General features: G+C 46.1%; 11 protein-coding genes. 2 read left to right on the top strand and 9 right to left on the bottom strand.

Annotated elements, in window-relative coordinates; genetic code table 11:
* Window positions 1-146: 146 nt before the first annotated feature.
* The 7 genes from groL to AC6H1S_RS16805 all read right to left on the bottom strand — a co-directional run bounded on the left by groL (window position 147) and on the right by AC6H1S_RS16805 (window position 7694).
* Window positions 147-1787 (bottom strand): chaperonin GroEL, encoded by a 1641-nt coding sequence (gene groL, locus AC6H1S_RS16835; RefSeq protein ID WP_199136077.1) that lies wholly within the window; start codon window positions 1785-1787, stop codon window positions 147-149.
* Between the two features lie 94 nt (window positions 1788-1881).
* Window positions 1882-2172, bottom strand: coding sequence for a co-chaperone GroES (locus AC6H1S_RS16830; protein ID WP_199136075.1), 291 nt, complete (start codon window positions 2170-2172; stop codon window positions 1882-1884).
* Between the two features lie 481 nt (window positions 2173-2653).
* Window positions 2654-3019: a preprotein translocase subunit SecG gene (secG, locus tag AC6H1S_RS16825; protein ID WP_497564362.1), complete on the bottom strand. Its 366-nt coding sequence runs from the start codon at window positions 3017-3019 to the stop codon at window positions 2654-2656.
* Window positions 3020-3033: 14 nt separating this feature from the next.
* Complete coding sequence (locus AC6H1S_RS16820; protein ID WP_497564361.1) at window positions 3034-4275, bottom strand: DUF8458 domain-containing protein; 1242 nt, start codon at window positions 4273-4275, stop codon at window positions 3034-3036.
* Between the two features lie 33 nt (window positions 4276-4308).
* Window positions 4309-4818, bottom strand: a complete 510-nt coding sequence (locus AC6H1S_RS16815) for an LptE family protein (RefSeq protein ID WP_199136062.1) — start codon at window positions 4816-4818, stop codon at window positions 4309-4311.
* A gap of 3 nt (window positions 4819-4821) precedes the next feature.
* Window positions 4822-6054 carry a sigma-54 interaction domain-containing protein gene (locus AC6H1S_RS16810; RefSeq protein ID WP_199136060.1) on the bottom strand — a complete coding sequence of 411 codons (1233 nt, stop codon included), beginning with the start codon at window positions 6052-6054 and terminating at the stop codon, window positions 4822-4824.
* Window positions 6055-6155: 101 nt separating this feature from the next.
* Window positions 6156-7694: a MiaB/RimO family radical SAM methylthiotransferase gene (locus AC6H1S_RS16805; RefSeq protein ID WP_199136058.1), complete on the bottom strand. Its 1539-nt coding sequence runs from the start codon at window positions 7692-7694 to the stop codon at window positions 6156-6158.
* 141 nt (window positions 7695-7835) lie between these two features.
* Here AC6H1S_RS16805 and AC6H1S_RS16800 point away from each other — a divergent pair, with 141 nt between their 5' ends.
* Window positions 7836-9596 (top strand): hypothetical protein, encoded by a 1761-nt coding sequence (locus AC6H1S_RS16800; RefSeq protein WP_497564360.1) that lies wholly within the window; start codon window positions 7836-7838, stop codon window positions 9594-9596.
* A 148-nt stretch (window positions 9597-9744) separates the two neighbouring features.
* Entirely contained in the window at window positions 9745-11568 is a 1824-nt protein-coding gene (locus tag AC6H1S_RS16795) for a hypothetical protein (RefSeq protein ID WP_497564359.1), read from the top strand.
* Between the two features lie 50 nt (window positions 11569-11618).
* Here AC6H1S_RS16795 and AC6H1S_RS16790 read toward each other — a convergent pair whose 3' ends face one another.
* Window positions 11619-12683: a branched-chain amino acid aminotransferase gene (locus tag AC6H1S_RS16790; protein ID WP_497564358.1), complete on the bottom strand. Its 1065-nt coding sequence runs from the start codon at window positions 12681-12683 to the stop codon at window positions 11619-11621.
* Between the two features lie 54 nt (window positions 12684-12737).
* Window positions 12738-13703 carry a tryptophan 2,3-dioxygenase family protein gene (locus AC6H1S_RS16785; RefSeq protein ID WP_497564357.1) on the bottom strand — a complete coding sequence of 322 codons (966 nt, stop codon included), beginning with the start codon at window positions 13701-13703 and terminating at the stop codon, window positions 12738-12740.
* Window positions 13704-13838 lie beyond the last annotated feature (135 nt).

The following is a 13838-nucleotide window of genomic DNA, read 5'->3' as shown; positions in this document are numbered from 1 at the left end:
TAACAACAATAGGTATGGTAAATATAAAGAGAAAAAGAGATTACTCGCTTTATTTTATTGCTGAATCTATTGCAAAAAAAATCCCTCACAACCATTGGTTGTGAGGGATTCTAAGCTATTGAGCTATGTGTTTATGGCGCAGTTGATTACATCATGCCGCCCATGCCGCCACCGCCCATTGGAGGCATACCTGCACCAGCAGGAGCTTCTTCCGGATCGTCGGCTAAAACAACCTCTGTTGTCAACAACATGGCTGCGATAGAAGCGGCGTTTTCTAAAGCCACACGACTTACCTTAGTTGGGTCGATTACACCGGCACCAATCAGGTTTTCGTAAACATCGGTACGGGCATTGTAACCGAAGTCGTCTTTGCCCTCTTTTACTTTTTGTACCACGATAGAACCTTCGATACCTGCATTTTCGCAGATTTGACGCAATGGCTCTTCGATGGCACGCTTCACGATGGCAATACCGGTGGTTTCGTCTTCGTTGGCACCTTTTAGGTCAGTTAACGAAGCTACCGCACGGATGAAGGCTACGCCACCACCTGCAACAATACCTTCTTCAACTGCGGCGCGTGTGGCGTGCAAAGCATCGTCAACACGGTCTTTTTTCTCTTTCATTTCTACTTCAGAAGCCGCGCCTACATACAATACGGCAACACCGCCCGAAAGCTTAGCTAAACGTTCTTGCAGTTTTTCTTTGTCGTAATCAGAAGTAGTAGTCTCGATTTGAGCTTTGATCTGGCCTACACGGGCTTTGATATCTTCTGACTGTCCAGCACCGTTGATGATGGTGGTGTTGTCTTTGTCAACAACTACTTTCTCGGCCGAACCCAAGTAGGTCAAGTCTGCATTTTCCAATTTGTAGCCTCTTTCTTCCGAGATTACGATACCGCCGGTTAAGATAGCGATGTCTTCCAACATAGCTTTTCTTCTGTCGCCGAAACCAGGTGCTTTAACTGCAACCACTTTCAACGAACCACGGATTTTGTTAACAACCAAGGTAGCCAAAGCTTCGCCATCCAAGTCTTCAGAAATGATCACTAATGGTTTGCCGGTTTGTACGGTTTTTTCCAACACAGGCAACAATTCTTTCATGTTGCTGATTTTTTTGTCGTAGATCAAAATGAAAGGATTATCCAATTCGGCTTCCATTTTGTCGGCATTGGTTACGAAATATGGAGAAAGGTAGCCTCTGTCAAACTGCATACCTTCTACGGTTTTCACTTCGGTTTCGGTACCTTTTGCTTCTTCAACAGTGATAACACCATCCTTGCCTACTTTTTTCATCGCTTCTGCAATCAGTGCACCGATTACTTCGTCGTTGTTGGCAGAGATAGAGCCTACTTGTTTGATTTTGTTGTTGTCGTCGCCAACCGATTGAGATTGTTTTTTCAAGTTCTCTACTACAGCCGCAACAGCTTTGTCGATACCGCGTTTCAAATCCATTGGATTAGCGCCGGCCGCTACGTTTTTAATACCTGCAGTTACGATAGCCTGCGCCAAAACGGTAGCGGTAGTGGTTCCGTCACCGGCAATATCAGCGGTTTTAGAAGCTACTTCTTTGACCATTTGCGCACCCATGTTTTCGATGGGATCTTTCAATTCGATTTCCTTGGCTACGGTTACACCGTCTTTAGTGATTGCCGGAGAACCGAATTTTTTGTCGATGATTACGTTACGGCCTTTAGGACCTAAGGTTACTTTTACTGCGTTTGCCAAAATATCGACGCCTCTTTTCAGCGAGTCGCGTGCTTCAACGTTATATTTTACTTGTTTTGCCATTATTACTAGATTTGAGATAGGAGTATGGAGATTTGAGACGGGATGTCTCACTCAAAACATACTTAATTAATGATTTGGTTTTTTGATTTAATACTTAGCCTTCTATTGCGTAAATGTCGCTTTCACGCATAATTAGATAATCTTTTCCGTTATAAGGAAACTCAGTACCACCATATTTACCATAGATAACTACATCTCCGGCTTTTACAGTAGGTTTTTTGCCTTCCGAATCTTCTTCAGAAACTGAAATCACAGTACCTTTTGATGGTTTTTCTTTTGCCGTATCCGGAATATAGATTCCCGATGCTGTTTTTTCTTCGGCTGCAGCAGGTTCAACAATCACTCTGTTTGCTGTGCCGGCAACTGGTTTAAGATTTAATGACATAAATACGCTTTATTTTTAGTTTTGATAATTAATTTAACTCGTATGCAATAATACGATAAAATAAAACGAACAGTTTTTGTGCCAAGCTGTTTGCGCTTGACAAATTTGCACGCACTGGCAGAGAATGGTTTGCCGGAGCGATTTAAGGGGTGTCAGACTGGCAGAAAAACCGAGGTAGGAAGTGTCAAGCTTGAATCAATGCCCGCTAGTGGTGGTCGGCTTTCAGTTCCTGCCCTTGGCTTTTGGGATTCTGTTTTTTCTCCTGAGATACCTCACGAGAAAAACGATAGGCAATACTAAAACCGCTGCCATAAATAGCTGATAGACGGTTAGTCCGATTTCGGGTGAAAAAAGATCCATAGTTGATGTGGTTTGTTGGGGTTGCCCACAAAAGTGCCGAATAAATTTTGAATAGTGTAGGCTATAGACAAAAAAACTCCTGAGGTTTGCTCAGGAGTTTTTTTATTTCAATGGAGTGAAATTATTTCTTGGTACTGTCGCCAGCTTTAGGCGTAGTCGCTGGAGTAGTTGAAGATTTTGCAGGTGCATTGCCACCAATAATTGGAGGAGTTGCGGCTTTGTTGATCTGCTCATCGATTTTAGAGCCAGTGCCTGCAACGCCGCTTCCAGACTTACTGATACTGGTAATGGCCAATGAAGCTACTACGATCAGGGTCAACAAAATCCAGGTGCCTTTTTCTAAAACGTCGCCCGTACGTTGTACGCCAAACATGTTGCTGCCTGCGCCTCCGGTAGCCAAACCACCGCCTTTTGGATTTTGGATCAATACAAAAAGTCCTAAAGCAACACAAAAAATAACTAATAAAATGATTAAAAAGGTTACCATATATAAATAAGTTGTTAAATTTTCTTTTCTAAAGATTGGATAAGGTCGGCAAAGTAACGGCTTTTTTCTGGAAACTTCAAACTTAATTTTTCATAAGTGTCTATCGCCTTGTGATAAAGCATTTGTTCGATGTAAATAGAGGCCAGGGTTTCCGAAACCAGATCATAGTTGTCTTCGGCGCTTTTCTTGGCCTTGTTCTCGTTGTTGATCTGTTCTGGCTTTGGCGGACCGATCTGAGGTTCGCTTTTGATGAATGCCTCGATAATTTCGTCACCCTTGTTGGCGGGTCTTTCTGCCATTTCGCCGTCGCCGGCCTCATTGGCATTGAACGGTGTTTGGATATGGAAAATGTGCTCTACATACTGGTGCTGCAAATCGCCGGTAAGTGGTGCCGGATCAGTTTTTTTAGGCGTTACATAAGGCTGAAAAATCTGTTCGTGTTCTTTGCGCGTTTTGGCCAGCCACCATAAAAAGGTGTAAGGCAACTTGTCGTCGTTATACTTGCTTACCGTTTGCGCTTCGGCTTCTTGGTCGTATTCTTCGGGTTGTACAATCGGGGTGGCTGTTGTTGCGGTGTCGCCCTGCTCGGTTTTAAAGTTTTTTTCAAAGGCGAAAAAATCTGTAGCCACAATGCTGCCAATGGCCATGTCGTTGGCAATAGGGGCTGTTTGGGATGCAGTAGCTAGGTTGTTAGCTACGGCTTCGGCTTCGGTTTCTTCCTGCTCTGGTGCAAACTCCCTGGCATCAAGTTCGGCTATTTCGTCGAAAGTTTCCTGTTCGTCGGCAGGTTGCCCCGCCAAGTTTTCGGTACTTTCCTCTTCGCTTGGGGTTGCCTGCGCCGGTAAAGTCTCCAGCTCTGCAATTTCGTTGAAGGTTTCTTGTTCGTCGCTTGGCATTTCGGCTGGTGCCATTGCTACTTCGGCTATTTCATCAAAGGTTTCCTGTTCATCGGTTAAGCTGGCTGGCTGTTCTTCTTTCAGGGGGTGAACCACCTCAATGGCCGTAGTGGTTAGGCTATCGGGTCTGTAAATAATTTGATGCAATAAGCTGCCGTTGTTGTAAAGCGCCGCGGTAGCCAAATGGTGCTCATGCCTCGTGCTGCCCAAACTGGCTTTAGCCAAGAGCAGGTGAAGGGGCTGATAATAGGGATAGGCCTTGGTTAAATCGGCCAACATAGCGACATGTGCCTGCGTTACCAAAGTTGGTTTTGCAAGTAATTCGGCTAATTGTTGTTTAATTTCTAAGTCCAACTCCATGCAGCTAAGTTAACAATTGAAAGTTCAATTCCTTTACCATTGTGCAAAAGCACGGTTAAAAATGTTCTCGGTAAGCTTTACATTTACCTCTTTAATCAGCTTTTGCTGTTGCGAAGCAAGGGTTTGTCCCGACAAAGAAAAATCGGTAAAAGCAGTGAAAACCTCATCAAAACTTTGTTTTCTTTTGCCGGTATCTACGTTGTTGATATATTTCATGCTCACCGTAATGGTTAAACGGTTGGCACCTGCCACGGGACGGGTATTGTCTTGTATGGCAATAGGCTTGATTTCGTAACCTGTAATACGGCCTTCAAATACCGCGTCGGCATCGGTGTTTTGGGTTATAACCAGCCTGCTTTGGTTACGGATGCGCTCTTTGAGGTCTTCGGTAAGGGTTTGGCTGAGCGTAGGCTCTACCAAAGGCGCATTGTTTTCGATATATTTCACATATACCGTTTTTAATCCCTCGGTTGATGCGCCGTTAAACTTGTAGCCACAGCCTGCCACCAGCAGTACCACCAAAAAGAAAATGAGTTTTTTCATAGCCTAGAGATTTAATTCTTTGATTTTTCTGTATAAAGTACGCTCCGAAATGCCCAGTTCCTGTGCCGCAAACTTGCGTTTGCCCTTGTGTTTCTTTAGCGCTTTTTTGATCAGGTCTGATTCCTTGTCAACCAGCGATAGCGACTCTTCCACTTCCTCCGCATCGTGCGCGTAGTTGAAATCGGAAGGAATACTATTAGTTGGATGTTTAATGGTTAGGGTAGGTTCGCTGCTCAGCGGTTGCAGGTCTACATCCTGGTACAATTGGTTGATGTACTGTGGGTTATCGGCTACGATGTGTGCCGTGTTGCCACCATTCTGGATGATTTCGGCAACCAGTTTTTTCAGCTCAACCATGTCTTTCTTCATGTCGAACAGCACTTTGTATAAGATATCCCTTTCCGAAAAATCTTCTTTGCTGCTGCCATTAATGGCCATAGGCAGGTTGTTGGCCTGTTCGTTGGGTATGTATTTGAGCAATGCCTGGGCGGTTACGTTTCTGTCTTTCTCTAAAACGCAGATCTGCTCCGCAATATTTTTCAGCTGCCTCACATTTCCCGGCCAGCTGTAGTTGCTCAGCATTTGGACGGCATCTGGTTCCAGCTGTATGCCCGGACTGCGGTATTTGTCGCTAAAATCGGCTGCAAACTTGCGGAAAAGCAGGTAAACATCCTCTTTGCGTTCGTGGAGCGCCGGAATGCGTAAAGGCACGGTGTTTAAGCGGTAATACAAATCTTCGCGAAACTTGCCCGATTTTACCTGATTGTACACGTCGACGTTGGTGGCCGCGATAATGCGCACATCGGTTTTTTGCACCTTAGAGGAGCCTACGCGCAGGTACTCGCCGCTTTCGAGCACGCGTAGCAAACGCGCCTGGGTGCCCAAGGGCAATTCGGCTACTTCATCTAAAAAAATGGTACCGCCGTTGGCTACTTCAAAATAGCCTTTGCGGGCTTCATGTGCGCCGGTAAAAGAGCCTTTTTCATGGCCAAATAATTCAGAGTCAATGGTTCCTTCGGGTATGGCACCGCAGTTTACCGCAATAAAAGCACCATGTTTGCGGGTGCTCATCTGGTGAATAATGTGCGAGAAAACTTCCTTGCCGCTGCCGCTTTCGCCGGTAATCAATACCGACATGTCGGTTGGGGCAACTTGCCTGGCAATATCTATGGCCCGGTTAAGCAAAGGCGAATTGCCGATGATACCGAACCTGTTTTTAATGTCTTGTATATCCATTCTTTAGTATTGAGATGTGAGATATGAGATTTGAGACCTGTCTTTTGTCCATCGCTCTACCTTTAATCTAATTTTTTACAGCCTCATACTGCCAACTGTATCTAAGCAATTCGACCTATTAAAGTGGCCGAGGTACAGCTTTCGATGTAAACGTTGGCGTATTCGCCTGGTTTTACCGAATCGCTAACCGGGAAAACGACCATGGCGTTCTCGTCGTTGCGGCCGCGATATTCCTTATCCGATTTTTTAGAGAAGCCTTCAATCAGCACCTTAACGGTTTTGCCAACAAATTCCTCTAAACAAGCCAATGAATCTTCCTGCTGTTTTTTGAAGATCTCGGCCAGGCGACGGGCTTTCACGTCTTCAGGTACATCGTCGGTGTATTTACGTGCCGCCAAGGTTCCCGGGCGCTCCGAATAGGAGAAGGTATAGGCAAAATTATATCGGGCATAATGCATGATGCTCAAAGTATCCTGATGCTCTTCTTCGGTTTCGGTGCAGAAGCCCGCAATGATATCTGAGGAGATGGCGCAACCCGGAATAATCCTGCGGATGGCATCGATACGTTCCATGTACCATTCGCGGGTATAGGTGCGGTTCATCAGCGCCAAAATCCTCGAATTGCCCGATTGTACCGGCAAATGGATGTAGTTGCAGATGTTATCGTGCTTGGCAATGGTATAGAGAACCTCGTCGGTAATGTCTTTAGGATGCGACGTAGAGAAGCGAACCCTTAAATCGGGGCTGATGGCGGCCACCATGGTCAGCAGCTGCGCAAAGTTAACGGCATCTACCTCATCGCCACTGGCTTTGGCCATGGTTGCCGGTAAATCTGTTTTGTTGATCAAGGCCTCCAACAAAGCGTCGCCGGTTAGGGTGTTCATTTCGTCGGCTAGGTCGGTAGCGGTGGCTTTGGCCGGTTGGGCCTTGCTCCAGCGGTACGAATCGACGTTTTGGCCCAAAAGGGTTACTTCGCGATAGCCTCTGTCAAACAAATCTTGGGCTTCGGCTACAATAGAAAAAGGATCGCGGCTCCGTTCGCGGCCACGGGTAAAAGGTACTACGCAGAACGAACACATGTTGTCGCAACCCCGCATAATCGAAATAAAGGCCGTAATGCCATTGCCGGTTAAACGAACCGGACTAATATCAGCATAGGTTTCTTCGCGGGAGAGGATGACGTTTACCGCTTTGCGGCCATCTTCTACCTGATTGATCAATTGTGGCAAGTCGCGGTAGGCATCGGGGCCTACTACCACGTCAACCAGCTTTTCTTCTTCCAGAAACTTGGCTTTCAACCGTTCGGCCATGCAGCCTAAAACGCCCACAATCAGCTTGGGGTTTCTTCTTTTTTCGACACCAAACTGCGACAGGCGGTTGCGTACGCGCTGTTCGGCATTTTCGCGGATGGAGCAGGTATTGATAAAAATCACATCCGCCTGATGGTAGTCGCCGGTGGTTTCGAAGCCGGTATCGGCCAAAATCGAAGCCACAATTTCGCTGTCGGCAAAATTCATCTGGCAGCCGTAGCTTTCAATATACAGTTTCCTGCCGTCGCCCTTTTGCTGGCTTTCCAGTAGCAAGGCTTCTCCCTGGCGTTCTTCGTCGTGTTTCTTGTCGCTAAGCTGTAAATCTATCATCAGTAATTATTAAAATTAAGGGCATCAAAAATACAAAATATAATTTATAAATGACAAATTGTCAGCCTAAAAATCGGCTCTCCTTACAATTGGCAAACAATATGGTGCTGTTTGTTGTATTAGAAAGGATAAAAACAGATTATGCCGACTAAAAAACGCAACTTCAAAAAAATAGCCTGGTGGGCGGGCGGCGTATTGCTTGTGCTCATTGTATTGTTGGGCGGCGCCGCCATTTACCTCGGACAAAAATGGAAGCCCCTGCTCAGCACCAAGCTCAAAGCAGGCGTGGCCGAAGCCTCCAATCAATTATACCACATCGATTTTAAGGATGTCCACCTCAACCTGATCAGTGGCAATGCGGTGCTCGACAGCATTACGCTCAGCCCCGATACCAATGTATACAACCAGCTCAAACTGCAAAAGAAGGCGCCTACGCATTTGTTCAGGATCAAGCTGGCGCACCTGAAACTGAGCAGGGTAGGTATTTTGGGTGCCTATTTTAACAAAAAAATCAAAATGAATGCGATTGTGCTCGATCATCCTTCTATCGACATGATTTACCATAAAGTGGCCAAGCGTGAAGCGAAAAAGGACGACCGGACTCTTTATCAGCAGCTTTCGAAAAGCATCAGGTCTATCAGGATTGGCAGCATTAGGATTGTTGATGCCGATTTCGATTATTACAACGGCACCAAAAAGCTTAATGCCATTGAGCACCTGACCGTTCATGTGCGCGATGTACTGATTGATTCGCTGGCCGACCAAGATAGCACCCGCGTTTTTTATGCCAAGGATATGGGTTTTGCGCTGAATGGCTATCAATCTGTTACCAAAGACAAAATGTATACGCTCAAACTCGATACTTTGGAAGGTTCCATCAGCAAAAAGACTTTAAAGATAAGAGGCCTCAAAGTAATACCCAGGTACCCCGATTTGGCCTTTAGCCGGATGTACAAGGAACAGAAAGACCGCTACGATTTAAATTTTAAAGCAATAAACCTAAGCGGAATCGATTTTGTTGGGCTGAATAACGATGGCGAACTGCATGTTAAAAAACTGGAGCTTGGTCCGGCAAAAGTGGGCGTGTTTATGAACCGCGAACTGCCTCCACCTAATTTTGACAAGGGCCGCAACTATCCGCATGTGGCCATCAAGCGCTTACCCATCCAAACTTTGGTCGATACCCTGCAAATAAACCAAGTTGATGTTGCTTATACCGAATACAATCCGCAGGCCCAAGAACGGGGTACGGTAAGGCTCGAAAACCTCGGGGGACGTATCCTAAACGTCACCAACGACTCGACCAGGTTGCTTACCCATGGCCATGCGCTGGCCAATTTAACCACTTATGTGATGGGCAAGGGCAAAATGAACGTGAAGATAGATTTCGACCTGAATGCTGCCGATGCTGCTTTTGACTATACCGGAACTGTGGGGCCATTCAACCTGCAAGTGCTTAACCCGCTGTCTAAATCACTAGGGTTGATCGAAATTGAAAGCGGTCAGGTGCAAAAGGTGGATTTCGCTGTCCATGCCAATGTGAGGCGATCGAGCGGCAACATGCACTTTTATTATACCGATTTGAAGGTCAAACTTTTGAAAAAGGATGATGAAGGGCAGAAAAAAGAAAAGGGCTTGCTTTCTTTTCTGGCCAATACCTTGCTCATTAAGAACGACAATCCGAGTAAAGGCGAAGCAGGAAGAACGGCAAAAATTGCTTATGAAAGGGTACCCCAGGCATCTTTTTTTAACCTGATGTGGAAAAGCATTTTTACGGGTATGCGCGAAACCGCGGGCATTGGAATTGTGCCAATGAAGAAAATGGCAAACCCTAAATCGGGACCACCCAAAGCGCAAGGCAAAAAAGAACGCGAAACACCCAAGAAAAAGGCCAAATCTTAGTTTTTGTGGCTACCGGTGGTTTTTTTGCCCTTGTTGGTGTTCTTCGCCAACAAACGATACCATAGCGTTGCCTAATTCAAATCGATCACGAAGCATGCCATTGATAGCATAAAATCAATCGGTTTCTTGTATATTGGGATGCACAAAAATGGAAACCAATAACATGGCCGAAAGACCAAAGCGTAAATTCAGGTTCTTCAAATGGATAGTGGCGATACTGCTTTTTGTAGTGTTGGGGCTGGCCGGTGCATCATGGTATCTTAGCATAAAGCTGAAGCCCATCATTGGCAAAGAGCTTAGAGCGTTGGTTCGCACCTCTACCCATGGGCTATACAGCCTTGATTTTGCCAACATTCATACCAATTTTATAACTGGCACGGCTACCATTGGCGAGGTCAGGATTACGCCCGATACCACTGTTTTTAAACAATTGATTGCCGCGCAAAAAGCGCCTAACAACCTTTACTATATCCGACTGAAAAAGTTGTCGGTCAAAAGATTTAAGCCGTGGTCTATTTATTTCGACAAGGTGGTAGACGTAAAATTGTTGCTGTTCGATAAGCCGGAAGTGACCATGGTAAACAGGCATTTCGATTTTAACGATAACCTGCCGCCAAGGCCGCGCAAATCGCCATACGAATACATTGCCAAGCTCTTTAAGTCGTTGAGGGTAGAAGTAGTCGATTTTAAGAACATGAAGCTGAAATATGTGGACAATAATGGGCCGGTACCCGAAATCGATTCGTTAGCCAACATGAATGTGACCCTCAAAGATTGGCTCATCGATCCAACATCGGCACAAGACACCAGCCGTTTGTACCTGCTCAAAGATATCGACATCAACATCAGCGATTATACCTATGCCACGCCCGACAGCATGTACCACCTCAACGTGCACCAGCTCGATTTCAATGCCAAGAGTGGCAAGCTCAGCCTCAAGCATTTTGGGGCAGTGCCCAGGTATAGCGAAGGAGCCTTTGCCCGCGTGGCGGGCTATGCCAAATCGCGTTACCATATCCAACTGGATAATCTGGTTTTAAATGGCATCGATTTGCCTGCCTTTATCCAAAAAAAAGCGCTTTATGCCAATGACATGCATATTGCCGAAGGCAACGTTTCGGTGTTCAGGAACAGCACTTTTCCCAAATTGGAAAAAGTAAGAACCGGGCGATTTCCGCAACAGTTGCTGCAAAAACTCGATCTGCCGATCAGCATTAAAAAAGTAAGCCTGGGCAATATCAACATCAGCTATGCCGAGTTTAGCAGAAGAAGCCTGCAAAAGGGCAAGATTACTTTCGAGAAGACTTCGGGAACCCTTAGCAATGTGACCAATATGCCTAAAGTAAAAGAGGTGCTGCCCATCATGCAGGCCGATTTGCAGAGCTACATCATGGGGCAAGGCAAATTGGAGATCAGCTTTAAATTCGATTTGAACTCGCCCATTGGTGCTTTTAGCTACAAAGGCAACATTAGCGATATGGATGGCCGTAAGCTCAATCAGGTTTCCAAAGCATTGGGTTTGATGCAGATCAACAAGGGAACAATCAAGCAATTTGCCTTTGATATAGCTGCCAACGAGCAAGAAGCCAAAGGCCAGGTTAAGTTCAGATTCAGTGATTTGTCACTTACCCTGCTTAAAAAAGAAGAAGGCGAGGAATGGCTGAAACGCAAGGCGCTGCTTTCTATTTTGGCCAATGCCTTGGTTATCCGCTCAGATAATCCCGATTCGACTGGAAAATTCATCATTGCACCCGTTCAGTTTGAGCGCAAACCCACCAGTTCTTTCTTTAATTTTATATGGAAAACCCTTTTTCAGGGTGTCAAATACAGTATCGGCGTTACGCCACAAAAAGAAGCCGAAATCAGGGCTAAGATTGCATCTTTCGAACAAATGAAAGGCGATAGGGAAGAGCGCCGCAAGCGCAGGCAGGAACGTCGCGAACAACGTGAAAGGGAAGAAGCCAATCGGTAATAGAAGCGCTATACCTCATGGATTTAACCGATGAGGTATAGCGAATATCATTAAACTACCCAGTTCCAGCCAAATTGGTCTGGTACCAGGCCGTAGCGAATATCGTTTAGTTTTTTGGCAATGGCAGGCGAAATGGTGCGTGTACTTACATCAGCTAAGGTGTAAAGCTCGCCATCGTAGCCGATGCTGCCAATTTGGGTAACCGTTGCGGCAGTACCTACGGCAAAGGCCTCGGTTAAGCTGCCGTTTTTGGCGCCTTCCAAAATCTCGGCAATCGACACTTTTCTTTGTTCTACTTCAATACCCATTTCTTTGGCCAGTACAATAATCGTATCGCGGGTTACGCCATTTAAAATGGTTTCGCCAACGGCAGGCGTTACCAGTTTGTTGTTCAAAATGAACATCACATTGGCCGCGCCTGATTCTTCTACGTATTGGTGCGTTGCCGAATCTGTCCAGATCAGCTGGTCGAAGCCTTCTTTTTGGGCTTCGGCAAAAGGATGCAACGAACGCGCATAGTTGCCGGCGGTTTTGGCATAGCCTACGCCACCTTCGTTGGCACGTGTATAGTGGGTTTCGATTTTTACTTTCAGGGCCTTGTTGTAGTAAGGGCCGCTTGGGTTGGCTAATACCACAAATTTATAGGTGGCGCTTGCCCTTACGCCCAATTCGGCATCGGTGGCAAACATAACCGGCCTCAGGTACAAAGAGTAGTTTTCTTCGCTGGGTACCCAAGCCTTGTCGATATTGATGAGGCTGGCAATACCTTGCATAAACACTTCTTCAGGGATGGTAGGCATAGCCATGCGCGCGGCCGAAATGTTGAAACGCTCAAAATTTTTGTCGGCCCTAAATACGCTTACCTCGCCGTTTGGCAACCGGTAGGCCTTCATTCCCTCAAAAATGGCTTGTCCATAATGCAAAGCAGAAATGGCCGGGCTCATGGCAATTGGGCCATAAGGCAGGATTTCAAAATTCTTCCATTCGCCATCTTCAAAATCTGCAACAAACATGTGGTCGGTGAAGACCTTTCCGAAAGGCAGCACATTGAAGTCTGTTTCCCCCAGCCTCGAGTGGCTGGTTTGTGTAGTCTTGATTTGTAAGGTATCTATCACGGTTTTAAAGATTTATTGTTGCAAAAGTAGGGAAAAAACGTGTTTTAACGTAATTTATTTGTCATTTCGAAGTGTTTTGAGCACACTAAGCACCCACGATTTTCCCCATTCCTCTATTTGTTCTTCGGTCCACAAAAAAGGATAAAAAATGCGTTTTTGGAAACGTGGCGGCAGGTATTTTTGCCAATTGGTACCGCCGGTAGCCGCAATGTCGACCGGATCCTTCTCCAGGTAGCGTACGGCCGACTTGTAGTGCGACAACGGCCATTCTACGTTTACATACAAATCCAGTTTGCGCAACTCCTCGGCCAGTTCGCTAACGTCGGCGCCTTGGCTTTCCAGCCGCTGGTACAGCGCGGCAAAATTGCTGTGCTCGCGCGCTTTGGCCAGCTGCAGAAACTGGGTGGCATATTTTTGGATAAACTGTTTAAGGGTAAGTGTTTGTTTGCCGGTGGCCAGTTCGGTAGCGCCAAATTTCCAATAAATATACTCGAACTGCTCGTCGATGCTGGCGTTTTTCAAGGCCTCGCGCTGGCTCTTGTCAACCAGCTGGGTAAAGTTGGTGGCGCTGATTTCTATCATGCGGTACTGGGCCGACTGGAAACCGCTGGCTGGCAACAACGACATACGGAATTTGAGGAACTGCTCTTTTTCCATGCCGTTTACCATCACTTCGAAAGACGTAGTGAGTGCATTGAAATAGGCGTTAATGCGCTTGATCCGCTCGGTAAAAAACTGTGCCGTAAGTTGCGGATGCTCTGCAATTTGCCTGCACTCATGTAACGAAAGCTTGAAATAGAGCTCCGTAATCTGGTGATACATGATGAAAATCTCCTCGTCGGGGAAAGGTGTTTTGGGGCTTTGCAGGCTCAGGAGCGTGTCCAGGTGGATGTAGTCCCAATAGGTGAGGAAATCGGCATACAAAAGGCCGTCGAGGTAAGAGGCCATGTCCTGGCCCATAGCCTCGTATTTTTCTTGAAGCTTGTCTAGCTTGTGCTTGATTTCTGGCGTAAAATCCATGGTGATATATTGAAGAAGGCCATTTGCCGTGCAGCAGGGCCAATAAGGTCATTAAATCTATTGTTGGGGTGGGCACAATGCCCTAAATTTAAGAAATAATCGGCTTAGCTTGGCCGAGCAATAACCAAACTGATC

The sequence above is a fragment of the Pedobacter sp. TM02 genome (assembly GCF_059705275.1).
Note: the sequence above shows the minus strand (reverse complement) of the source record. Positions and strands in the feature narration are given on the sequence as shown.

Bases quoted from the DNA above. Each gene is read 5' to 3' on its own strand.
- AC6H1S_RS16795 (WP_497564359.1), top strand. From the start codon at position 9,745: ATGGAAACCAATAACATGGCCGAAAGACCAAAGCGTAAATTCAGGTTC.
- AC6H1S_RS16800 (WP_497564360.1), top strand. From the start codon at position 7,836: ATGCCGACTAAAAAACGCAACTTCAAAAAAATAGCCTGGTGGGCGGGC.
- groL (WP_199136077.1), bottom strand. From the start codon at position 1,787: ATGGCAAAACAAGTAAAATATAACGTTGAAGCACGCGACTCGCTGAAA.
- AC6H1S_RS16815 (WP_199136062.1), bottom strand. From the start codon at position 4,818: ATGAAAAAACTCATTTTCTTTTTGGTGGTACTGCTGGTGGCAGGCTGT.
- AC6H1S_RS16830 (WP_199136075.1), bottom strand. From the start codon at position 2,172: ATGTCATTAAATCTTAAACCAGTTGCCGGCACAGCAAACAGAGTGATT.
- AC6H1S_RS16810 (WP_199136060.1), bottom strand. From the start codon at position 6,054: ATGGATATACAAGACATTAAAAACAGGTTCGGTATCATCGGCAATTCG.
- AC6H1S_RS16785 (WP_497564357.1), bottom strand. From the start codon at position 13,703: ATGGATTTTACGCCAGAAATCAAGCACAAGCTAGACAAGCTTCAAGAA.
- secG (WP_497564362.1), bottom strand. From the start codon at position 3,019: ATGGTAACCTTTTTAATCATTTTATTAGTTATTTTTTGTGTTGCTTTA.
- AC6H1S_RS16820 (WP_497564361.1), bottom strand. From the start codon at position 4,275: ATGGAGTTGGACTTAGAAATTAAACAACAATTAGCCGAATTACTTGCA.
- AC6H1S_RS16805 (WP_199136058.1), bottom strand. From the start codon at position 7,694: ATGATAGATTTACAGCTTAGCGACAAGAAACACGACGAAGAACGCCAG.